This is a genomic window from Salegentibacter salarius (assembly GCF_900168265.1).
Lineage (GTDB): Bacteria > Bacteroidota > Bacteroidia > Flavobacteriales > Flavobacteriaceae > Salegentibacter > Salegentibacter salarius.
This window is the reverse complement of record NZ_FVZF01000016.1, coordinates 54,931-78,679: the sequence shown is the minus strand read 5'-3', so window position 1 is coordinate 78,679 and position 23,749 is coordinate 54,931. Positions and strand designations below refer to the sequence as shown.

The 23,749-nt window shown below is 38.4% G+C and carries 20 protein-coding genes and 1 tRNA gene; 11 read left to right on the top strand and 10 right to left on the bottom strand.

The window, feature by feature from the left end; all coding sequences use genetic code 11:
* Positions 1 to 316 (top strand): transposase (locus tag B5440_RS10165; RefSeq protein WP_234996378.1); only part of this gene is annotated, 316 nt, incomplete at its 5' end.
* Between the two features lie 109 nt (positions 317 to 425).
* On the opposite strand, the gene B5440_RS10160 is transcribed toward B5440_RS10165, so the two are convergent.
* From B5440_RS10160 to B5440_RS10135, 6 genes are all read right to left on the bottom strand, one after another.
* A tRNA-Asp gene (locus tag B5440_RS10160) sits at positions 426 to 499 on the bottom strand.
* A gap of 87 nt (positions 500 to 586) precedes the next feature.
* Complete coding sequence (locus B5440_RS10155; RefSeq protein ID WP_070053446.1) at positions 587 to 1,519, bottom strand: DUF58 domain-containing protein; 933 nt, start codon at positions 1,517 to 1,519, stop codon at positions 587 to 589.
* 104 nt (positions 1,520 to 1,623) lie between these two features.
* Positions 1,624 to 1,941: a thioredoxin gene (gene trxA / locus B5440_RS10150; protein ID WP_057482647.1), complete on the bottom strand. Its 318-nt coding sequence runs from the start codon at positions 1,939 to 1,941 to the stop codon at positions 1,624 to 1,626.
* Between the two features lie 339 nt (positions 1,942 to 2,280).
* Positions 2,281 to 6,672 carry a DNA polymerase III subunit alpha gene (dnaE, locus tag B5440_RS10145; protein ID WP_070053447.1) on the bottom strand — a complete coding sequence of 1,464 codons (4,392 nt, stop codon included), beginning with the start codon at positions 6,670 to 6,672 and terminating at the stop codon, positions 2,281 to 2,283.
* Between the two features lie 239 nt (positions 6,673 to 6,911).
* Positions 6,912 to 7,358, bottom strand: coding sequence for a ferritin-like domain-containing protein (locus B5440_RS10140; protein ID WP_070053448.1), 447 nt, complete (start codon positions 7,356 to 7,358; stop codon positions 6,912 to 6,914).
* 30 nt (positions 7,359 to 7,388) lie between these two features.
* Positions 7,389 to 7,829 (bottom strand): ferritin-like domain-containing protein, encoded by a 441-nt coding sequence (locus tag B5440_RS10135; RefSeq protein ID WP_070053449.1) that lies wholly within the window; start codon positions 7,827 to 7,829, stop codon positions 7,389 to 7,391.
* A gap of 262 nt (positions 7,830 to 8,091) precedes the next feature.
* Between B5440_RS10135 and B5440_RS10130 the strand changes: the two genes are divergently transcribed.
* Positions 8,092 to 8,670 (top strand): 30S ribosomal protein S16, encoded by a 579-nt coding sequence (locus tag B5440_RS10130; protein ID WP_057482643.1) that lies wholly within the window; start codon positions 8,092 to 8,094, stop codon positions 8,668 to 8,670.
* A 14-nt stretch (positions 8,671 to 8,684) separates the two neighbouring features.
* On the top strand, positions 8,685 to 9,212 hold the full coding sequence (gene rimM / locus B5440_RS10125) for a ribosome maturation factor RimM (protein WP_070053450.1): 528 nt from the start codon (positions 8,685 to 8,687) through the stop codon (positions 9,210 to 9,212).
* Between the two features lie 48 nt (positions 9,213 to 9,260).
* Here the strand turns inward: rimM and B5440_RS10120 are convergent, their stop codons facing one another.
* The 3 genes from B5440_RS10120 to leuS all read right to left on the bottom strand — a co-directional run bounded on the left by B5440_RS10120 (position 9,261) and on the right by leuS (position 12,784).
* Complete coding sequence (locus tag B5440_RS10120; RefSeq protein ID WP_234996379.1) at positions 9,261 to 9,560, bottom strand: type II toxin-antitoxin system PemK/MazF family toxin; 300 nt, start codon at positions 9,558 to 9,560, stop codon at positions 9,261 to 9,263.
* A 17-nt stretch (positions 9,561 to 9,577) separates the two neighbouring features.
* Entirely contained in the window at positions 9,578 to 9,802 is a 225-nt protein-coding gene (locus tag B5440_RS10115) for a DUF2281 domain-containing protein (protein ID WP_070053451.1), read from the bottom strand.
* Between the two features lie 165 nt (positions 9,803 to 9,967).
* Entirely contained in the window at positions 9,968 to 12,784 is a 2,817-nt protein-coding gene (gene leuS / locus B5440_RS10110; protein ID WP_070053452.1) for a leucine--tRNA ligase, read from the bottom strand.
* A gap of 190 nt (positions 12,785 to 12,974) precedes the next feature.
* On the opposite strand from leuS, the gene B5440_RS10105 reads away from it, so the two are divergent.
* The 6 genes from B5440_RS10105 to B5440_RS10080 all read left to right on the top strand — a co-directional run bounded on the left by B5440_RS10105 (position 12,975) and on the right by B5440_RS10080 (position 20,831).
* Complete coding sequence (locus B5440_RS10105) at positions 12,975 to 13,196, top strand: hypothetical protein (RefSeq protein ID WP_070053453.1); 222 nt, start codon at positions 12,975 to 12,977, stop codon at positions 13,194 to 13,196.
* Positions 13,196 to 13,498, top strand: coding sequence for a type II toxin-antitoxin system RelE/ParE family toxin (locus tag B5440_RS10100; protein WP_070053454.1), 303 nt, complete (start codon positions 13,196 to 13,198; stop codon positions 13,496 to 13,498). Before B5440_RS10105 ends, B5440_RS10100 begins: the two co-directional genes overlap by 1 nt.
* 216 nt (positions 13,499 to 13,714) lie before the next feature.
* A complete protein-coding gene (locus B5440_RS10095) occupies positions 13,715 to 15,124 on the top strand; it encodes a glycogen synthase (RefSeq protein ID WP_070053455.1) in 1,410 nt (469 codons plus the stop codon).
* A 2-nt stretch (positions 15,125 to 15,126) separates the two neighbouring features.
* Positions 15,127 to 16,395, top strand: coding sequence for a glucose-1-phosphate adenylyltransferase (locus B5440_RS10090; protein ID WP_070053456.1), 1,269 nt, complete (start codon positions 15,127 to 15,129; stop codon positions 16,393 to 16,395).
* Between the two features lies 1 nt (position 16,396).
* Entirely contained in the window at positions 16,397 to 18,307 is a 1,911-nt protein-coding gene (gene glgB / locus B5440_RS10085; RefSeq protein ID WP_070053457.1) for a 1,4-alpha-glucan branching protein GlgB, read from the top strand.
* Between the two features lie 112 nt (positions 18,308 to 18,419).
* Positions 18,420 to 20,831: a glycoside hydrolase family 31 protein gene (locus B5440_RS10080; protein ID WP_070053458.1), complete on the top strand. Its 2,412-nt coding sequence runs from the start codon at positions 18,420 to 18,422 to the stop codon at positions 20,829 to 20,831.
* On the opposite strand, the gene B5440_RS10075 is transcribed toward B5440_RS10080, so the two are convergent.
* The gene (locus B5440_RS10075) at positions 20,832 to 21,758 is read right to left on the bottom strand and encodes a ketopantoate reductase family protein (protein ID WP_070053459.1); all 927 of its coding nucleotides are present in this window, start codon (positions 21,756 to 21,758) and stop codon (positions 20,832 to 20,834) included. It abuts the gene before it with no gap.
* Between the two features lie 251 nt (positions 21,759 to 22,009).
* Between B5440_RS10075 and B5440_RS10070 the strand changes: the two genes are divergently transcribed.
* Both B5440_RS10070 and B5440_RS10065 read left to right on the top strand, forming a co-directional pair.
* Positions 22,010 to 22,888: a cell division protein FtsX gene (locus tag B5440_RS10070; RefSeq protein WP_070053460.1), complete on the top strand. Its 879-nt coding sequence runs from the start codon at positions 22,010 to 22,012 to the stop codon at positions 22,886 to 22,888.
* A gap of 267 nt (positions 22,889 to 23,155) precedes the next feature.
* Complete coding sequence (locus B5440_RS10065) at positions 23,156 to 23,743, top strand: YceI family protein (RefSeq protein WP_070053461.1); 588 nt, start codon at positions 23,156 to 23,158, stop codon at positions 23,741 to 23,743.
* The last annotated feature ends 6 nt before the right edge of the window (positions 23,744 to 23,749 follow it).

The window sequence follows — 23,749 nt, the reverse complement described above, 5'->3', positions numbered from 1 at the left end:
TCCGGATATAAAGTTGGCATTTAAGCTTACACAAAGACTTAGAAATATATTTAACAATGCTAAATCAAAAGAAGGGGCTTATACAAAACTAGCTCACTGGTACAAGGATGTGGAGGAGACGGGGTTTAAGGCTTTTAATACCATAGCCAACACCATTACCCTTAATTACAAATCTATTCTCAATTACTTTATCAACAGAAGTACCAACGCTTCAGCAGAATCCTTTAATGCAAAAATAAAAGCGTTTAGGGCTCAGTTTAGAGGAGTGAAAAATGTTGAATTCTTCTTATATAGATTAACCACAATTTTTGCTTAAACACAACAATTGGGCTTGATCCGAGAAGATTCACAACAAAATCACTGAATTTATTCCATAAAAAAAGCCCCTCAATTGAGGAGCTTTTTGTTTCCGATGCTTCGGAAAGCGGTCTGGACGAGACTCGAACTCGCGACCCCCTGCGTGACAGGCAGGTATTCTAACCAACTGAACTACCAGACCGTTGCGTTATTGCGAGTGCAAATATACACCTGTTTTATAATTACACAAACCTTTTTATAAAGTTTTTTTCAGCTTTTTTTCTTTGCTTTAGGCAAACTTTTGTCTTTCAACAAAATAGGTGGTCAAAATTTTATCGAAGTTTTTATTAATATCCGCTTCCACATAATTGATCTTGTATTTAGCGCATTCCATTTTGAGGTCAGCAACATATTTCTGTACCGCCTTTTGGTAACTTTCTCGAATATTTTCAGAATAAAGATCTATTTCAGCCCCGGTTTCCACATCAGTAAATCTTTTCGGAATATTTTCAAAGTCAAAATCCAATTCCCGCTTTTTATCCATCACGTGAAACAAAACAACTTCGTGCCTGTTATATTTTAAATGCCGTAAAGCTTCAAAAAGTGCTGCTTCTTCAGTATCGGCCTGAAACATATCAGTAAACAAAAATACCAGAGAACGCCTTTTTAGTTTTTCAGCAATTTGATGCAAAAAAGTATAGGTTTTAGTAGTTTTATGATCTGTTTTCTTCTCCAGGCTTTTATTTAGTGCATCCAGTAACATATGCTGATGCCTGTCACTGCCTTTTTCAGGCGCGTAGAATTCAAATTCATCGCTATATATGCTAAGACCTACCGCGTCCCGTTGACGCTTTAAAATCTGCATAATACTAGCGATAGATAATACCGAAAAGCCAACCTTATTTAATGAGTTTACCGAAAATTTCTTCACTTCGGGATAATGCATCGAGGCCGAATTATCCATAATAAAATGGCAACGTAAATTCGTTTCTTCTTCGTAGCGTTTTGTGTAAAGCTTATCGGTTTTAGCAAAAAGCTTCCAGTCTATATGCTTGGTGCTTTCGCCGTTATTGTAAATCTTATGTTCGGCAAATTCAGCAGAAAACCCGTGAAACGGACTCTTATGAATTCCCGAAATATAACCTTCCACAACCTGTCTTGCCAGGAGCTCTAATTGCGTAAACCCCGCAGCCGAACTATATATTTCATCTTTTAAATTCATACTCCACTAATATAAGAAAAGCGTGAGTTACCGCACTGCAATAGCCATCAAATAAAAAACCCGGCACAAGACCGGGTTTTAATAATTATATAAAATGCTAAAACTTATAGCAATTCGTCTAAAGCTTCAGCGTAAGTATTTTTTGGCGCAACGCCTACCTGGCGGCCTACTACTTCTCCATTTTGAAAAATAAGTACAGTTGGAATGTTTCTCACACCATACTTAGCAGCAAATTCCTGGTTTGCATCAACATCTAGTTTTCCTACAACGGCTTTCCCGTCATATTCAGTACTAATTTCGTCAATAATTGGTCCTACCATTCTACAAGGTCCGCACCATGCAGCCCAAAAATCTACCATTACAGGCTTTTCGCTTTTTAGCACCTGCTCTTCAAAATTCGCATCAGTTATTTCAATAGCCATAATTGTCTGTTTTTTCTGTTATACTTATTGCGTAAAATTAGTCAAATATTTTTGCTTTCCTTACACAAGCGATATTGTATTTGGTTATACGCTTATTCATCACGTTTATTTGGCGGTTACCCCGCGCTCGTAGCGCGGGGTCGGGCTTTCAGCGCTACACGGTAGCTTGCTTCAATCCCTAACCGGAAAATTTCAGTTGGCAGTTTTCAGTGGGCAGTGAGCAAAAAAAAAAAAAAAAAAAAGATTGCCGCAACCGTTTAAAACACGGTCTCACTAAATATTCGTGCATTCGTGGCAACCCACAACCCATAACTCACAACTGATAACTGCCAACTAAAATCAATTCAACTTATACATTACCTGTTCATCTTCCAACGTATGCAAAAGCTCTTGCGAAATCTTCACTTTCTGTTTCTTGCTCGGCATATGTAATTTCACCTGTTCTTTCATTTCATACACCACAAAATTCAGTTTATGATCCCCCCTGTGGGTTCGAAAAACATCTTTAAACCAGTTGATTTTATCCTCGTGGAGATCAGCAATATCCAATTGAATCGTGAGCTTTTTCGCAAACTGATCCATCACATCGTGCAACAAATAAATGTTGTTAAACTGAATTCTTGGTTCTCCCTTTTTACCGGTTTCTTTATTGGTCCAGCCTTCTTTTACAAAGATCTTGATATGCACAAAAGAATTAGGAACCAGAAAATGCCTGAATTTTAAATATTCCTCACCAAACATCCTAAATTCATAAGTATCGGTATAATCTTCAACCGAGAACATCGCCCAGCCTTTACCCATTTTTGAAACCCGGTGCTGCACATCGCTTATCACCCCGCCAAAGGTAAGGTCACGGTTTACACATCTTTCCAAATCATTAAATTCTCCCAACTTGGAGTTACAGAAATAATCCATCTCATACCTAAAATCATCCAGTGGGTGACCCGAAATATAGATTCCTACCACTTCGCGTTCCCTTCTCAGTTTTTCCATCGTACCCCACTCTTCGCAAGGCGGCACAACAGGTTCCGGAATTTGTACTTCACTGGCTTCCCCAAATAAACTTACCTGGGAAGAGTTCTCATTTTCCTGAAATTTCGCCGCATACTTGATTACTTTTTCCAAAAAGGTAATTCCGTCGCCATCATCGTGAAAATATTGTGCGCGGTGGGTATCGCCGAATCCGTCGAAACCTCCAGCGAGCGCCAGGTTTTCAAAGGCTTTTTTATTCGCAGATCGTAAATCAATACGTTTGGCCATATCAAAAATAGATTTGTACGGCCCGGCTTCGGTTTTTCGGTTTTCCACAATAGTAGCCACCGCACCGGAACCCACTCCTTTTATGGCGCCCATTCCAAACCGAACAGCATAATCTTTATTTACCGAAAACTTATAGAAAGATTCATTCACATCTGGACCCAATACATCAAGCTTCATTCGCTTACATTCTTCCATAAAGAAAGTAACCTGCTTAATGTCATTCATATTATTAGAAAGCACCGCCGCCATATATTCTGCAGGATAATGCGCTTTTAAATAAGCGGTTTGATAAGCAATCCAGGCGTAGCAAGTAGAGTGAGATTTATTAAAAGCATAAGCCGCAAAAGCCTCCCAGTCTTTCCAAATCTTTTCTAAAACATCACGCGGATGCCCTTTTGCTTCTCCTCCATCTAAAAATTTTGGTTTCAGTTGTTCCAGTAAAGCAAAGATTTTTTTACCCATCGCTTTACGTAAAACATCGGCTTCACCTTTACTAAATCCGGCCAGTTTTTGCGAGAGCAACATCACCTGCTCCTGGTAAACGGTAATTCCATAAGTTTCCTGGAGATATTCTTCCATTTCCGGTAAATCGTAGGCAATTTCCTCGTCGCCGTGCTTTCGGGCAATAAAACTTGGAATATATTCCATAGGCCCCGGACGGTACAATGCGTTCATTGCAATAAGGTCATCAAAAACCGTAGGCTTAAGATCCTTCATATGCTTCTGCATCCCGGGCGATTCATATTGAAAAATCCCTACCGTTTCACCACGCTGGAAAAGCTTATAGGTTTCTTCATCATCTAAAGGAAATTCATCGGGCACCAAATCTATATTATGCCTGCCTTTTACAATTTGAACCGTGTCTTTAATAAGGGTTAGTGTTTTTAACCCTAAAAAGTCCATTTTTAGTAGTCCGGCGCTTTCTACAACCGAGTTATCAAACTGGGTTACATAAAGATCGGAATCCTTTGCTACCGAAACCGGCACATAATTGGTGATATCTCCCGGTGTAATAATTACCCCACAAGCGTGAATCCCGGTATTTCTAACCGAACCTTCAAGAATTCTCGCCTGGTTTACCGTTTGCGCTTCCAGGTCGTCGCCTTCAGCAATATTTAAAAGTTCATTTACTTTTTCTAAATCTTCACTCCTGAATTTCTTTTTGAGTTCCTTCTCATCCATTCCAAAGATCTTCCCGAGCTTGGACATGGTAGGAATCAATTTCGAAATCCTATCAGCATCCCCCAGAGGAAGATCCAGCACCCTGGCGGTATCACGGATAGAAGATTTAGCTGCCATGGTTCCGTAGGTAATGATCTGCGCAACCTGGTTAGCTCCGTATTTTTGAATCACATAGTCCATTACCCGGCTTCGACCTTCATCATCAAAGTCAATATCAATATCGGGCATACTTACACGATCGGGATTCAGGAAACGCTCAAAAAGCAGGTCGTACTTAATAGGATCTATATTGGTAATTCCCAAACAATAGGCCACCGCACTTCCCGCCGCTGAACCACGCCCGGGCCCAACCGAAACATCAAGATTTCGGGCTTCGCGAATAAAGTCTTCCACAATAAGGAAATACCCGGGATAACCGGTGTTTTCAATCACCGACAACTCAAAATTAAGTCGGTCTTCAATATCTGGTGTAATTTCTTCGTATCGCTCTCTAGCACCAACAAAAGTGATATGTTTTAGATAAGCATTCTCCCCTCGTTTACCACCATCGTTTTTATCTTCTTCTACTAAAAATTCCTCAGGAATGGTAAAGGCAGGTAATAATACATCACGAGCCAGCTCAAAAGGCTCAATCTTATCTACAACCTCCTGCACATTACTAATTGCCTGAGGTAGATCTTTAAAGAGATTTTTCATCTCTTCGCCACTCTTAAAATAATATTCCTGGTTTGGCAAACCATAACGGTAACCACGACCACGACCAATTGGTGTGGCCTGTTTTTCCCCGTCTTTTATACATAATAAAATATCGTGGGCGTTGGCATCTTCTTTAGCGCAATAATAGGTGTTATTAGTTGCAACCAGGTTTACTTTATGCTTTTTAGCAAAATCTACCAGCACCGTATTTACACGATTTTCATCTTCCTGGTCGTGACGCATGATCTCTATGTAAAGATCGTCGCCAAACTCTTCTTTCCACCAAAGCAAAGCTTCTTCAGCCTGGTGTTCCCCAACATTTAAAACCTTACTCGGCACTTCACCATAAAGGTTACCGGTAAGCACAATAATATCTTCCTTGTATTGCTTTACAATTTCTTTATCAATCCGCGGCACATAATAAAACCCATCGGTATAGGCTTTTGAAGACATTTTTGCCAAGTTATGATAACCTTTCTTATTCTTAGCCAACATCACCACCTGGTAGCCATTATCCTTTCGGGATTTATCGGCGTGATTTTCACAAACAAAAAATTCACAGCCTACAATTCCTTTTAATTCTCTGGCCTCGGCAGGTTCATTATTGGCAAGTGCCTCTTCATTTTTCGCTCTTACTGACTTATTATAATCACCAATTTCTTTTACAAAATGAAACGCACCCATCATATTCGCATGGTCGGTAAGCGCTACTGCTGGCATATTATTTTCTGCAGCAACATTTACCAGGTCTTTAATGCTAATAGTTGATTGCAACACCGAAAACTGTGAATGGTTGTGTAAATGAGCAAAAGGAACCTCATCCAGTTTTTCGAGGTTTTCCTCGATCTCCTCGGTGGTGATTTCTGAGGTGGGTTGTTGCTTCTGAAGTCTTTTTCTAATCTCTTCGGAAGCCTTCTTAAGGTTAATATGTTTTAACCCAATTAGCTTTATTCGCTGCGGATTTGCTTCTGAAAAATTCTCAAAATAATCTGCAGGTACATCAAGTTGCTCTTTTGTAAAAGCTCTTTGACGCACCAGTTCCAAAAAACATCGGGTAGTTGCTTCCACATCGGCAGTTGCGTTGTGGGCTTCGCCAAAAGGCTCATCGAATAAAAATTCGTGTAATTCGGTTAGTGTAGGTAATTTAAATTTACCGCCACGCCCACCGGGAATTTTACACATTTGAGCAGTAACCTCGGTACAGGTATCCAAAACCGGTAACTCCTGGAGGTTATTTTCCATCGCTTCCCTATGGAATTCGGCTCCCATAATATTCAGGTCAAAACCTACATTTTGTCCTACTACAAACTTGGTTTTATTCAGCGCTTCTTGAAATTTCTCTAGCATTTCAGTTAAAGAAATTCCTTCTTCGGCAGCAAGCTCGGTAGAAATTCCGTGTACTTTTTCAGCATCATAAGGAATATTGAAACCTTCGGGCTTCACCAGGTAATCCTGACTTTCTACTAGCCTCCCCATTTCATCGTGCAACTGCCAGGCAATTTGTATACATCTTGGCCAGTTATCAGAATCGGTTAAAGGAGCGTCCCAACGTTTGGGAAGACCGGTAGTTTCGGTATCAAAAATAAGGTACATGTGCGGCGAAAATTAGGAATTAAGCTGAATACCAGGCGATTATTTCAGAAGAAAAATCACCTAATCTGAGGCTAAAATTACATATAATTTAGCGCAGCCTCAAGTTAATTTTTCAGGATTTATTAACGATTTATATCCCTAGTTTTTAGGCCATTTTTAATCTTTCGAAATAAAAAAAGCCTCACAAACACCGTTTCCGGTAAGCTATGAGGCCTATACGAACACTAAAAACTACTACTTCAATCAAACATCTGTTCGTACACTTTTACGTTATTAATGCTACTTTGTATATTTTGCTGCTGCCGGTTAAGCTTAGAACTAAGTGTGGGCGGCAAATCTTTTTCTTTGGTTATATCTTTATAATCCTCCAGCGCTGCTTTTTCTCCACGAAGGCTTTCTTCTAGCATGGCTTCATCATTATCGCTTACAGAAGATTTTAAATTCATCCAGGTGCGGTGCATATCTCCTTTTACACTTCCATCTTCTTTTGGCTCCTGTCCATAACCTGTGATTTCTTCTCTCAATTCCTGGATGAACATATCTCGTTCTTCCGCTTTTTGCCTGAAGTATTCCTGCAACTTTTTATTTTTGGCATTTTTTGAGGCTGCGTGAAATCCTTCTTTCGCGTCGTAACTCTTTTCCAGTATTTCATTGAGCTTTTTGCCCATTTCTTCTTTTGTTCTCATACTTAAATTGGTTTTAGTCAGTAGCTAAACTTAAATTTCCATCGATTTCAATTTATTAAGCGCAGCTACAATTCCATTTTTCTGTTTTAACAACAAATTTGCCGTGGTTGGTGGAATATTAGGATCTTTTAATACATCTTCATATTCATCTGCAGCAACCTGCTCCCCTCTTACTGCTTCTTCCATTGCAGCTTCATCTTTGTTGGAAGAAAGGCTGCTTTTAAGATTCATCCAGGTACGATGAGCATCTCCGGCCAAACTGGAACCTTTATCGGGGTTTTCCCCGAAATCGCGGATTTCAGTTTCAAGCTCGTGGCTAAAATCGTATCGTTCTTGAGCCCGCTCAGAAAAAAAAGCTTTCAATTGCGGGTCCTTAGCATTTTCAGCAGCATATTTATAACCTTTCTCGGCATCATGATTTTTTTCTAATAAGGCATTTAGTTTTCTAGAAACCTTTTCAGAGTAATTCATTGTCTCTCACTTTTACTTAATTAGATGCTTAAAGATAAAACCAAAGAAACACAGCAACAAGCTGTTTAACAGGGTTTAGCACTAATTAACTGCTTTTAACAGCAGCAGTCTTTTTTTACCCAAAAACTTCCTAATTTTTATTGATTTAGCCTTCTCTAAGAGGCTAAATTTATTTACAGTCAACTCCTTGTGAATTAGAAAAATGTAGTATCTTTGCAGCCTTATTAATAACCGGGGTCGGGAACCCCACAATTTAATTTTTATGCCAGTAAAATTAAGATTACAAAGACACGGTAAAAAAGGAAAACCTTTTTTCTGGATCGTAGCCGCAGATGCGCGCTCAAAAAGAGATGGTAAATTCTTAGATAAACTAGGAATCTACAATCCAAACACCAACCCAGCTACTATCGAGCTAGATGTAGACGGAGCGGTAAAATGGTTAGAAAATGGTGCGCAGCCTACAGATACTGCTCGCGCTATTCTTTCTTACAAAGGAGTTTTACTTAAAAAACATCTTGCCGGTGGCGTTAAAAAAGGTGCTTTAACTGAAGAAGAAGCTGAGAAGAAATTCGAAGCCTGGTTGGAAGAAAAAGAAGCTAAGATCGCTGCTAAGAAAGATAACCTAACTAAAGAAGAACAAGAAGCAAGAAAGAAAGCTCTTGATGCTGAAAAAGAGGTTAGCGCTAAGCGTGAAGCTGAAGCAAAAGAAGCCGAAGCGGCAGCTGCTGCAGAAGCTGAAGGTGCCGCAGTAACCGAAGAAGGTGAACCAGAGGCTAATGTGGAAAAGGAAGTTGATCAAGAGACTGCCGAAGAAGCAAAAACCGAAGAAAAAAAAGGCTAAAACCTTAACTGGCGATGACTAAAGACGAATGTTTCTTTTTAGGTAAAATCGTTGGTAAATTTAGCTTTAAGGGCGAGGTGCTTATTAAATTAGACACCGATGTTCCTGAAATGTATTTAGAAATGGAATCAGTGCTCATTGAATATAATGAGAACCTGGTTCCATTTTTTATTGAACGTAGTTCGTTGCAAAAAAGCACCTTACTTCGCGTTAAATTTGAAGATATTGAGACCGAGGAAGACGCCGAAGACCTTGTAGGCGCTCTTACGTACCTTCCACTTACCATGCTTCCGGAACTGGAAGACGATCAATTCTATTTTCACGAAATTATAGGTTTTGACGTCATAGACGCCACCCACGGCAATATTGGCAAAATCGCTTCTATAAACGATAGTACAGCGCAGGCGCTGTTTGAAATTCAAAAAGGCGAAAAGCAAATCCTTATCCCAATGAACGATGAGTTTATAGATAAAATAGATAAGGATAACAAAACCATCTATTTAACCACTCCTGAAGGTTTGGTGGAGTTGTATCTGGGGTAGACTACAGTTACCAGTTTTTTAGTTGGCAGAGGACAGTAATTCAACACTTTACAAAGCAAAGGCTTCTTTTAATTTTGTATTTAATTGCTCTTTTTCCCTTTCAGTCAATTCACCTAATTTACCAACAATCAAATTCTTATCTAGCGTACAGATTTTTGTAGTTTTAATAAGAGAAGGCTTTTTTAATCTATTAGTTTCAGAAGGATTTATTAATAACTCGAAAGAAGAGATTTTAGCGATTCGGGAAGTTATAAAAGCTGCAACAACATCCATTTTTCCAATATAAAGAATTACCGCCGGTCTTCGTTTGCTACCCTTTAGATTGGTAAAAGGAAAAGAAACCAACACAATATCTCCTTTATTGATCAAAATTTTTCAGTTAAATCTTCATCACTATACAACTCTTCCTCTTCCTCCAAAAAATGAAAAGATTTAGATTTTGCAGCGTTGCTTTGAAGGTCATTAACCAATTCCTTCTCTTCACTTTTTTGTAGCAAGAATTCAACAAAATCTGATACTTCCCGAATCCTCCATTCAGGAAGTCTGGAAATATCCTGCATTGTCTTTTTTAAAATCGCTTGCTTTTTCATAATGAGACAATTTCAAATAAATATAATGATTTTTAAGGTAATTAAATTATACAACTTAGACCCTGAAATAAATTCAGGGTGACGATAAGTACAGATAAAAAAATCCGTTCCCAAACCAAGGAAACGGATTTTCAAATCTTCAAATTATATAATCTATAAATCTTTTTAACCTACAATATTTACAATCTTACCCGGCACAACAATCACTTTTTTAGGTGCTCGCCCGTTTAATTGTTTTTGAGTACGTTCATCAGCCATTACGGTTTTTTCAATCTCGTCTTTTGGCATATCCAATGGCAATTCCATTGTAAAACGCATTTTACCATTGAAAGAAACCGGATAGTTTTTGGTGCTTTCTACCAGGTATTTTTCTTCAAAAACCGGGTATTCTGCTGTCACCACAGATTCTGAATTTCCTAATTTACTCCATAATTCCTCGGCAATATGTGGTGCGTAAGGCGCTATCAAAATAACAAGAGGCTCCAACACTTCCCTGCTATTGCATTTTTGTGCTGAAAGCTCATTTACACAGATCATAAAGGTAGAAACCGAAGTATTAAAACTGAATTCCTCGATATCTTCAGTTACCTTTTTAATGGTTTTATGCAGACTTTTTAAAGAATCGGCTGGAGCTTTTTCATCTGAAACCTCAAACTGCTCGCCGTTGTGATATAACTTCCAAAGCTTTTTAAGGAAATTATGCACTCCAGTAATTCCTGCAGTATTCCAGGGTTTCGCCTGTTCTAAAGGTCCAAGGAACATCTCGTACATCCTCAGCGTATCAGCGCCGTAGTCTTCACAAATATCATCGGGGTTTACCACGTTGTATTTAGATTTCGACATTTTTTCGACTTCGCGTCCTACTATGTATGCCCCTCCTTTTTCGGTTAAAAACTTCGCATCCTTAAACTCAGGACGCCATTTTTTAAAACCTTCCACATCCAGTTCATCTGAATGATTTACTAAAGAAACATCGGCGTGAATTGGCTGAACATTATTTTCTCCTATCAGATTTTTAGAGACAAAAACATTTTCTCCTTCCAATCTATAAACAAAAGCACTCTGCCCTAAGATCATTCCCTGGTTGATCAGCTTTTTAAAAGGCTCTTCTACCGAAAGATATCCACGGTCGTGAAGAAATTTTGTCCAGAAACGGGAATATAATAAATGGCCGGTGGCGTGCTCGCTTCCGCCTATATATAGATCTACGTTTTCCCAGTAGTTTTGAGCTTCTTCAGAAACGAATTCCTCAGTATTTCCGGCATCCATATAGCGGAATAAATACCAGGAACTTCCTGCCCAACCCGGCATGGTGTTCAGCTCTAATGGAAAAACTGTTTCATCGTCAATTTTCTCATTACTCACTACCTCGTTGGATTTGGTATCCCAGGCCCAATCGGTAGCATTTCCTAATGGTGGTTCGCCGCTTTCAGTAGGAAGGTATTTTTCAACCTCTGGAAGATGCAAAGGTAAATTTTGCACATTTATCATTTGCGGCATTCCGTTTACGTAATACACCGGGAAAGGTTCGCCCCAATAACGCTGGCGACTAAAAACCGCATCGCGCAATCTATAATTGGTTTTCCCGTAACCGTGACCGGTTTTTTCCAGTTCTAAAATCACTTTTTGAAGCGCTTCCTTATATTCGAGTCCACTAAGGAAATCGGAATTTGCGATTACCGTTCCTTCTTTTCCGGAGAAAGCAGTTTCAGAAATATCGGCATTTTCAAAGATATTTTTGATCGGAATATCAAAATGTCTTGCAAAATCGTAATCCCGCTGATCACCACAAGGCACGGCCATTACCGCACCGGTTCCATAACCTGCAAGCACATAATCGCCAATCCAGATAGGTATTGATTCTCCGGTAAAAGGATGCTCTGCATAAGCGCCGGTAAAAACCCCGGTAATGCTTTTTACATCGGCCATACGTTCACGCTCGCTGCGTTTTGCACTGGCAGCGACATAGGCTTCAATTTCTTCTTTTTGCTGAGGCGTGGTTATCTTTTTAACCAGTTCGTGCTCTGGAGCCAAAGTCATAAAAGTCACTCCAAAAATGGTATCGGGCCTGGTGGTGAAAACACCAATTTTATCATCAGAATCCTGAACATTGAAATCTACATGTGCCCCAACCGATTTCCCAATCCAGTTACGCTGACTTTCCTTTATACTCTCGGTCCAGTCCAGTTGATCTAAACCTTGTAACAAACGTTCTGAAAATGCAGAAATTCGCATACTCCATTGCGTCATTTTTTTGCGAACTACTGGATAGCCACCACGTTCTGAAACGCCGTTTACAATCTCGTCGTTAGCTAAAACGGTTCCCAGTTGCGGGCACCAGTTAACTTCGGTTTCAGCCAAATAGGTAAGCCTGTATTTTAATAATATTTCTTGTTTTTCTTCCGAAGAAAAAGCATTCCAGGCATCAGCTGAGAATTCCTCAACCTCATCGTCACAAGCGGCATTTAGGCGAGAATTCCCTTCCGCAGAAAAGATTTCTTCAAGCTCTGAAATATCTCTTGATTTTTCAGCTTCCATATCATACCAACTCTCAAAAAGTTGGATAAATATCCACTGTGTCCATTTGTAATATTCGGGATCGCTGGTGCGCACTTCCCTGCTCCAATCAAAAGAAAAGCCTATCTTATCGAGCTGTTCGCGATATCTTTTAATATTCTTAGCTGTGGTAAGCGCAGGATGTTGCCCGGTTTGAATCGCATACTGCTCGGCCGGTAAACCAAAACTATCATAACCCTGAGGGTGCAATACATTATGTCCTGTATGGCGTTTGTAGCGAGCATAAATATCGCTGGCAATATAACCCAGTGGGTGCCCAACGTGAAGCCCGGCACCTGAAGGATATGGAAACATATCCAACACGTAATACTTTGGTTTATCTGATGAATTGCTGGCGCGAAAAGTTTGATTTTCGGCCCAGTATTTTTGCCATTTGGCTTCAATTTCGTTAAAGTTGTAACTCATTGTTTTATTTTTCTTACCTGCTGATTACGCGCAACGCGACTTTATATTAATGCCTGCAAATTTACAATTTTAAACCACTTATGAGAATTTACGTGTGATGGATTGGGAGGATATTTGAAATCTGAAGAAAAAATTAAAATATTGTTTTAAAGCTAATTTCTTATCTTAGTATTCTTCTAAAAATGTTTAAATGAATTTACAGGAAGAAAAAATATCACTCGCTCAATTATTGATGGAAACCAATGATCCTGAATTAATTAGATCTATTCGTGAAATTCTAAGCGAAAGAAAACCATCTGATTTTTGGAACGAACTTTCATCTGAAGAAAAAGCTGAAATTGAAGAAGCTGACAAAGAAATAGCCCGGGAGGAAACAACTTCTTATGAAAATTTCATTAAAAAGCACAGATAATGCCCCGAAAGGTAATTATCACAAAAACTGCTGAGAAAAAGCTTATTAAGCTTTTTGATTATTTGAGGGAAAATTGGTCTAAAAAAGTGAAAGATGAATTTCTTAGAAAATTAGATCACAACCTTAAAATTATAAAAATCCATCCCGAAATATTTCCAGAATCCCAAGATAAACCCGGTTTACACCGCGCTGTAATTACAAAACAAACCACAATTTTTTATCGATATAATTCTTCTGAAATCAAGATAGTTACAGTATTCGACACCCGCCAGAATCCCAATAGTCTCAAAAAGGATTTATAGCCCGAAAGCTTCCTTGAATTTGAAATCTCATATTTAAATCCAATTTACATAAGAATTATATAACTTTTTTTCCATAGGCTTTGTGTCTTTATTTTACTAAATTTATAGGGATTTGACGATAAATAGGGTTTTAATTTTTAAAACCTTCAAAATTTTTGATCTTAAAATCACTAAAAAACAACCGGATTAAATCAATAATCTTTCAAAGATTTTAATATGAACGTGATACACGTAAGCGCTGAATGTTACCCTATTGCAAAAGTTGGCGGCCTGGGAGATGTGGTTGGTTCTTTACCAAAATATCAGCAACAGGCAGGAGTTAGCGCTAAGGTGGTAATGCCATTTTATGACAATAAATTTACCGCTTCACACAAGTTTGAAAGTGTTTACGAATCAGAATTGGTTCTGGGCGAAGACAATTTCTCGTATCGAATACTGAAATTAAAAAAGGAGGTTTTGGACATTGAAGTCCTGTTTGTGGATATTCCAGAGCTTTTATTTAAGGATTATGTATATTCTGCAGATGACACGGCTCGTTTTGTCGCTTTTCAAATCGCGGTAATGGATTGGATTTTGACCCTAAAAACCAAACCTTCCATAATTCATTGTCACGATCATCATACAGGATTAATCCCTTTTATGGCGCAGGAGTGCTTTAAATATGAATCGCTGAATAAAACCCCTGTTATTCTTACTATTCACAATGCACAATACCAGGGTTGGTTTGCTCACGACAAAGTACATTACCTTCCTGCTTTTGATATTTCAAATATTGGTTTACTGGATTGGGACGGTGTTATAAATCCATTGGCTGCGGGAATAAAATGTGCCTGGCGGGTAACTACGGTTTCCCCAAGTTATATGGAGGAATTACAACAAGCTGCAAATGGTTTAGAAAGTTTACTGAGCCACGAGAATCAAAAATGTGTTGGAATTCTAAATGGGATTGACGCTGATGTATGGAATCCCGAAACCGATGAATTTATTGCAAAAAATTATTCAGCAAAAAATATTCAGACCGGAAAAGCAGCCAATAAAAAATGGCTGTGTAAAGAATTTGGCTTTTCAGCTTCAAAACCTTTGTTTGCTTTTATTGGAAGACTGGTTTTTGAAAAAGGCGCCGATTTACTACCGCAAGTTTTTGATGAAATTCTTTCAAAAAAAGAATGCAATATTCTCGTTTTAGGTTCTGGAAACCCTGAGGTAGAAGAAAGCTTAAAAACTTTAAAGAAAAAACATAAGGGCGTATATAACACTTTTATTGGTTATGATGAAAAACTCTCGCACCTCATCTATGCGGGCGCAGATTTCTTATTAATGCCTTCCCGCGTGGAACCCTGCGGACTTAATCAATTATATTCCCTTCGGTACGGGACCATCCCGGTTGTGCGAAGTATTGGTGGTTTAAAAGATACCGTTATAAATATTGAAGATGGAGGTTTTGGGTTTTCACACGAGGATGCTTCAGAAGATGATATTCTTCAATCTTTAAAAAGGGCTATAGCATTTTATAATGATAAACCTGCATTTAAAAAAACCAGAAAACATATTACGGGCATTGACCATTCCTGGAATGTTTCGGCTCAACAATATATCGATTTGTATAACTCACTAAAAAGCGATTAATCATGCTAAACGACAAAGTATTATCGGTTATTCTTGGAGGCGGTCAGGGTACCAGGCTCCATCCTTTAACAGAAAGCAGGTCTAAGCCTGCCGTTCCTATTGCAGGGAAATACAGGCTGGTAGACATTCCGATTTCCAACTGCATTAATTCCAACATGAAAAGAATGTATGTGTTAACGCAGTTCAATTCGGCTTCCCTCAACAAACACATTAAAAATACCTTTCACTTTAGCTTTTTTAGTGAGGCTTTTGTAGATGTTCTGGCGGCAGAGCAAACCCCGAATAACAAAACCTGGTACCAGGGAACTGCAGATGCTGTGAGACAGGGAATGCATCATTTTAAAAAGCACAAATTCGATTATTTTCTTATTCTTTCAGGAGATCAATTATACCATATGGATTATAACCGCATGGTTCAACAGCACATAGATAGCGGCGCAGAAATTACCATTGGTACCGTGCCTGTGAACGCGAAAGACGCCCCAAGTTTCGGGATCATGAAAACCGATAAAGACAATAATATTACTTCATTCATCGAAAAACCCAAATCTGAACTTTTACCTGACTGGACCTCGCCTGTAGGCCCCGAAATGGAAGCTGAAGGCAGAAATTACCTTGGCTCTATGGGAATATATGTATTTAATAGAAAATTGTTGGAAAAATTAATGGACGATCCCAACACCGTAGATTTTGGTAAAGAGATCATTCCGCAGGCTATAGGAAATAAAAAAGTTTGTGGTTATCAATTTGAAGGTTACTGGACAGATATTGGAAATATAGAATCATTCTTTGAAGCAAATATTGGTTTAACCGAAGATATTCCAAAATTCAATCTTTATGACATGGAAAACCAGGTGTATACCCATGCCAGGATTCTTCCAACTTCTAAATACACCAATACCAAACTCAAAAAAGCAGTTATTGCTGAAGGTTGCATTATTCACGCCGATAGGATTGAATCTTCGGTAATTGGAGTCAGGTCCAGGATTGGAAAAGGTTCAGTTATAAAAAATTGCTATATGATGGGAACCGATTTCTATGAATCTTTAGAAGAAATTGAAAAGAATAAAATTAAAATACTCACGGGAATAGGAGAAAACTGCACGATAAAAAACGCCATAATCGATAAAAACTGTAGAATTGGAGACAATACTACTATAAATGGCGGCCCGCATTTAGAAGATACCGAAACAGATTCTTATGTAATTAAAGAAGGCATTGTAGTACTTAAAAAAGAGGCGGTAATTCCACCCGGAACAACTATAGGATAATATGGCAGAAGTTATAACGCACAGTTTATTTTCAGAATTCGATATTAATTTATTTAAGTCTGGGAAACATTATCGCCTTTACGAGAAGTTTGGCTCCCATCCACTTACTTTAAATAAAGTTAAGGGAACATATTTTGCTGTTTGGGCTCCGGGCGCGAAGCAGGTTTCGGTAATTGGAGACTTTAATTTCTGGAAAGATGACGAACATCTGCTTGATGTGCGTTGGGATGGCAGTGGAATTTGGGAAGGTTTTATTCCTAATGTTGAAAAAGGGAATTTATACAAGTATAAAATTCATAGTAACCATAACGAAATTGTAACCGAGAAAGCCGATCCTTATGCGAGGCGCTGCGAACATCCGCCAAATACCGCTTCGGTAGTTTGGGAAGATGATTATAAATGGAAAGATAAATCATGGTTGCAAAAACGCAAACAGAATAATTCTTTACAAGCTCCTTATTCGGTTTACGAAGTACATTTATCTTCCTGGAAAAAGAAAACCGAAGAAAACAGGTCGCTCTCTTACTGGGAACTTGCCACCGAATTAGTTTCCTACGTTAAAGAAATGGGCTTTACTCACGTAGAGTTTATGCCTATTATGGAGTACCCTTACGATCCAAGTTGGGGATATCAAATTACCGGATATTTTGCGCCAACCTCACGGTTTGGCTATCCAGATGAATTTAAATTTTTAGTAGATAAACTTCACGAAAATGATATTGGAGTGATCCTGGATTGGGTGCCTTCACATTTTCCGGAAGACAGCCACGGCCTTGGTTACTTTGACGGAACGCATCTTTATGAGCACCCCGACCCGAAAAGGGGTTATCATCCCGATTGGAAAAGTTTGATCTTCAACTACAGCCGAAACGAAGTAAGAGCTTTTTTGATTAGTAACGCTTTATACTGGTTAGAACAATTTCATATTGACGGCTTACGGGTTGATGCCGTAGCCTCCATTCTTTACCTGGATTATTCACGAGAAGAAGGTGAATGGGATCCCAATGAGTATGGAGAAAATAAAAACCTGGAAGCGATCTCGTTTTTAGAAGAATTAAATAAAGAAGTTTACGCTTCTTTTCCCGATGTACAAACTATTGCCGAAGAATCTACTGCTTATAGTGGAGTTTCCAAACCCGTGTTTTTAGGCGGACTTGGTTTTGGGATGAAATGGATGATGGGCTGGATGCACGATACGCTTCAGTATTTCTCTAAAGAACCTATATACCGCAAACATCACCAAAATAATATTACTTTTTCCCTTACTTATACATTTACCGAAAATTTTATGCTGCCTTTATCCCACGATGAAGTGGTTTACGGCAAGCATTCTATCTTAGGAAGAATGCCGGGAGACGAATGGCAGCGTTTTGCCAATCTGCGCCTACTTTACGGATATATGTTTACCCACCCGGGCACCAAATTACTGTTTCAGGGGTGTGAATTTGGGCAAAGTGAAGAATGGAATTTCCAGAATAGTTTAGACTGGCATTTACTGGATTATGCGCCGCATAAAGGAATTCAGGAGGTAATTAAAGCTTTAAATAAATTCTATAGAGCTGAGCCCGCTTTATATGAAAATCAATTTGTACCCGATGGCTTTGAATGGATCGATTACAATGATGCCGAGAATTCGGTTATTAGCTTTATTAGGAAAGGAAACGAACCTAAAGACAACTTGATTATTGTTTGCAATCTAACCCCAATTCCGCGGGAAAATTATCGAGTAGGCTTACCTAAAAAAGGCGTGCTTAAAGAAGTTTTCAATAGCGATAAAAAGAAATTTTATGGTTCCGGCACATACATCAATAAATCCATAAAAACTACAGAGCATAAATGGCATTCCAGGAACTATTCCACAGTAATAGATATCCCGCCTTTAGCAATGGTAGCCTTAAAATATTCTACTTAGTTAAATGAACAACAACGATATAGTTAATAAACACTCATAAATACTTTGAGAATTCTAACTTATATTTGCAAACTATTCTGTTTTTTTACCTTACAGTAATCCATTATAAAATATGATCACGAATACCGAGTTAGAACAAAAAGGAAATGCATTTCCATCTAATGTAATTTCTTTCCGCAAAGATGTGGATACGCTTTATTTTACTACAGAAAACGATGTGGCTCTGCAAATCACAATTCTTAGAGATGGCTTGCTGCGATTTAGGTATTCTACAACCGGAATGTTTGCGAATGACTTTTCTTATGCAATCACCAAATATGCGAGTATTGGTTATAACCAGTTAGATATTGAAGAAAAAGAAGATTGTTACCGCATTACCACTTCTAAAATTATATGTGAGATTTCCAGGATAGGTTTACTCATCAAAATCTATGATAAGGCAGACGGAAGCTTGATAAACCAGGATGAACTGGGATTCCACTGGGAAGAAAGTTATGAATTTGGAGGCGATATCGTGAAAATGAGTAAAGTTTCTCACGACGGGGAGAGTTATTTTGGTCTTGGTGATAAACCGGGGCATTTAAATTTAAAAGGGAAACGCTTCGAAAATTGGGTGACCGACTCTTATGCCTACGGAAAAGATACCGATCCTATTTACAAAACCATTCCGTTTTACACCGGGCTTCACAACAAGAAAGCCTACGGGATTTTCTTTGATAACACCTTTAGATCTTATTTTGATTTTGCCCAGGAAAGAAGATTTGTAACCAGTTTTTGGGCACAGGGTGGCGAGATGAATTATTATTTTATCTACGGCCCAAAAATGACCGATGTAGTAGAATATTATACCGATCTTACCGGAAAACCAGATCTACCGCCACTTTGGGCCTTAGGCTTTCACCAGTGTAAATGGAGTTATTACCCTGAAAGCAAGGTAAAAGCAATCACTTCTAAATTCAGGGAATTACAAATTCCTTGTGACGCTATTTATTTGGACATTGATTACATGGAAGGTTTTCGCTGTTTTACCTGGAACAAAGAGTATTTCCCAGATCCAAAACGAATGGTTAAGGAACTTGAAGAAGATGGTTTTAAAACGGTAGCGATCATAGATCCGGGGATTAAAATTGATAAAAAATACTGGGTATACAAAGAAGGCTTGGAGAACGATTATTTCTGTAAGCGTGCCGATGGCCCTTATATTAAAGGGAAAGTTTGGCCGGGAGAATGTTATTTCCCAGATTTCACCAATCCTCAAGTAAGGGAATGGTGGTCTGGATTATTCAAAGAACTAATTGAAGAGATTGGCGTTAAGGGTATCTGGAACGATATGAACGAGCCTGCCGTGATGGAAGTACCAAATAAGACGTTTCCACACGATGTGAGACACGATTATGACGGCAATCCCTGCAGCCATAGAAAAGCTCACAATATTTACGGGATGCAAATGGCCCGGGCAACTTACCATGGCGTAAAGAAATTTTCGCATCCTAAACGTCCGTTTGTAATTACGAGAGCGGCTTATTCGGGAACGCAACGATATACCTCAACCTGGACCGGAGATAACATTGCGAATTGGGAGCATTTGTGGATAGCTAATGTGCAGGTGCAGCGTCTCGCTATGTCTGGTTTTTCATTTGCCGGAAGTGACATCGGCGGTTTTGCTGAACAGCCCCACGGCGAACTTTATGCAAGGTGGATTCAGCTAGCAACTTTTCACCCATTCTTTAGAGTGCACTCCTCGGGAGATCACGGCGACCAGGAACCCTGGACTTTTGATGAAGATATCACCGATATAGTGCGTAAATTTATTGAATTGCGCTACCAACTATTGCCTTACTTATATACTGCATTCTGGGATTATACTGAGAGAGGTGTGCCTATAATAAAATCTCTGGTGATGTTTGACCAGGAAGACGTGAACACCCATTACCGAATAGACGAATTTATTTTTGGGGATAGTATACTCGCCTGCCCTGTTCAAGAGCCTAATGCTAAAGGAAGACGTATGTATATTCCAAGAGGGGAATGGTATAATTACTGGACCGATGAATTGGTTAAAGGCGGAAAAGAAACCTGGGTAGATGCCGATATAGACAGTATGCCTGTATTTATAAAAGAGGGTGCTATTATTCCGAAATATCCGGTGCAACAATACGTAGGAGAAAAAAAGATAGAGGAGATCACCTTGGACATTTATTACAAAAAAGGGAAGGAAGATTCTCAGTTTTTCGAAGATGCGCAAGATGGTTACGACTATACCAAAGGGCGTTTTTGCTTGAGAAGCTTTAAACTTACTGGAAGAAAAAATCAGCTAGTTATTCAGCAGCATAAAGAAGGCTCTTATGAATCTGATTGCAAAATATTCAAATTACAGATACACGGATTGCCGTTTGATGTGAAAAACATTCAATTGGACAATGAAACCAAATCTTTGGAACAGCTGCATAGTAATGGATGCCTTACGCTTATGATAGATGAAAACTTTTCAATATTAGATTTAAATGGAGCAAACGAGGAATAATTAAGAATTCCTCGCTTCCTTTTCCATAGGCAGTAAACACTCGTAGATCATTTTATTTACGGGTGTTGCAATGCCTAGTTTTTCGGCTTCTTTTACGATAAAGCCGTTAAAATTTTCTAATTCTGAAGGCCGTCCCGCCATAATATCTCTTTGTGTAGAAGCAGTAGTTCCCGGTGGTTGATTTTGAATAATTTCAAAGGCTTTTTCCAAATGTTCTTCGGCTAACGGAATATCTTTAGCATTAGCTATCAATTTAATTTCCTGAGCGGTTTTTAGCAGTAGATCATATAAATATTTGCTTTCCCTAATTTTATCTATAGAAACCCGTGTTAACCCACCAAGGCCACTAATAGTAGTAATAAAAAGGAACTTTTTCCAAATCTCCAGCTGAATATTTTCAGGATTAAAATTAGTGATCTCAGCTTTTCCAAAAACCGTTTTTAATCGCTGAATTCTTTCTGAATTAGAATTATCAATTTCCCCGAAAGTGATTCTGGGTTCAAAAGAAACGTGTTTTATCTTTCCGGGCTTTTCTACAAAACTTACAATATGGCAAAGCCCGGCCAAAATGTTTCGCTTCGGTAGAATTTCCAAAAGTTTTTCTACATTATTGGCGCCATTCTGTAAAGGTAAAATCATTGTTTCGGGCGAAATTATTGGCTTCAACTTATTTGCTACTTCCTGGATTTGCCAGGATTTAACCCCTAAAATCACCAAATCTGGAGTAGGAACTTCAGCTAAATTATCGGTAGCGAGGTTTGGTTGCACCGTAAAGTCACCATTGATACTTTCAACTTCAAGTCCGTTTTCTTTAATTTCTTCCAGGTGTTTCCCGCGGGCAATCATGGTTACGTTAAATCCAGCCTGGGCAAGTTTTCCACCAAAATAACCACCAACGCCCCCAATTCCGAAGATTAGTATTTTCATAGTATTCTGCTTTTCAAAATGAAATTAGAAGTATCTTTAAACTCTAAATATTTTTCTGCATCTAAGTTAATGAACATATTAGAAGCTGAAACAAGTTCAGCTTGACGAATAATTTTTCACAGATACCTTATGGTAGTTTCCTATTCCTGAATAAAAAATTTAAAACTTCGCTAATTTTTTTAAACTTTAAACGTTTTAAAGATATTGCAAGCTTATCTTTTTTATTTTTACAAAAAATCTGAAATCGCCCTATGAGCACATCCTTTGAAAAATACCAGAAACGCCGCCTGGTATCTTCTTATTTTTCGGTAGTGATTAGTATTGCTTTAGTACTTTTTTTATTGGGAATGCTGGGATTGCTGGTTTTAAACACCAAAAAGGTGGCCGACCATTTTAAAGAACAAATTGCGCTTACGGTATATTTAAAAGATAACGCCAAAGATGTTGAAATAGAACAACTCAAGAAAAGCCTGGCGATGGCAGATTATACCAAATCTACCACCTATGTTTCTAAAGAAGAAGCAGCCGAGGCGCATAGCAAGGAAATAGGCGAAGATTTTATGGAGTTTTTGGGCTATAATCCTTTACAGAATTCTATAGATGTTTATATGAATGCCGATTTTGTCTCTGGCGAACAGGTAGATGAAATTGCAGCCGATCTAACTTCCAAAAATTTTGTAGATGAGGTGGTTTACGATAAACCGCTTATCGCACTTCTAAACGAAAATGTAAAGAAAATCAGTTTCTGGGTACTTATTGCCAGTGGAGTTTTCACATTTATTGCAGTATTGCTTATCAACAGTTCTATTAGGCTTTCTGTATATTCCAAACGATTTATTATAAAAACCATGCAAATGGTGGGTGCCACCAAAGGATTTATTCGCAGGCCATTTATCTGGCAAAGTGTAAAACTGGGAATAATTGGAGCCATAATAGCCCTTATTGGAATGGCCGGCGCCCTTTATTACCTTAACAATAGTTTTCCTCAACTTGCCCTAACTTCAGATGTAAAACTACTTGCAGGGCTTTTTATAGGAATTTTTCTTTTAGGCATATTAATTACCTGGTTAAGTACATTTTTCGCCACTTCCAGGTTCCTAAACCTAAAAACCGACGAGCTTTATTACTAAAAAGCGAGTTTTTATTCCCCTTTTTCTTCAGAAATAGAATTATCTCGATATAATTTCTAGCCTATTTTACTGTTTTTTCAGCAGAAATATTCTTTTATTTTGGTATTTCGAAAACGTTTTAGCCGCTACAAACCTCTGTAAATACTATAATTCCTTTTAGTATGGCCCAAAATAGTCCTGGTAAGAAATATTCTCAAACCTGACTCTCGTCATAAATTCTGCTGCATTTCTACCCCAACTTTGTACCAAACTTAAAAACCTAATAGCATGAAAGTTTTAAAATCATATCAACTAATACTCACAGGCGTATTTTTTATGCTGCTAACCGCAGGAAGCATGGTTGGCCAAAATTTTAGAATGGATAATTCTTCAGAAATTATTGTTGAAGGAACTTCTAATATCCACGATTGGGAAATGAAGGCAAACTCTAAAAAAGGAGGCGCCACAATCACTACCGAAGATGGGAAGCTTACAGGAATTTCTAGCTTACAGGTTACCGTTCCTGCTGAGAGTTTAGATAGCGGAAAAGGTGGAATGGACAAAAATGCTTATAAAGCGCTTAACACTAGCGAATATAAAAATATTGAATTTAAACTGGACGAAGTTAAAAAGATTGAAGCTCAGGGAAGCGACTCCTATAAAGTGAACGGTCTTGCCACACTAAAAATCTCAGGAGTTTCTAAACAAGTTCCCGTAGAATTTACAGTAAAACTTAATGGAAATAAACTTGAAATTAACGGAAAACAGGATATCAATATGACTCATTACAAAGTAGACCCTCCTACTGCTATGTTTGGAACAATTACCACAGGAGAAGAACTAACTATTAAATTCAAATCAACATTTTCTAAATAACTATTC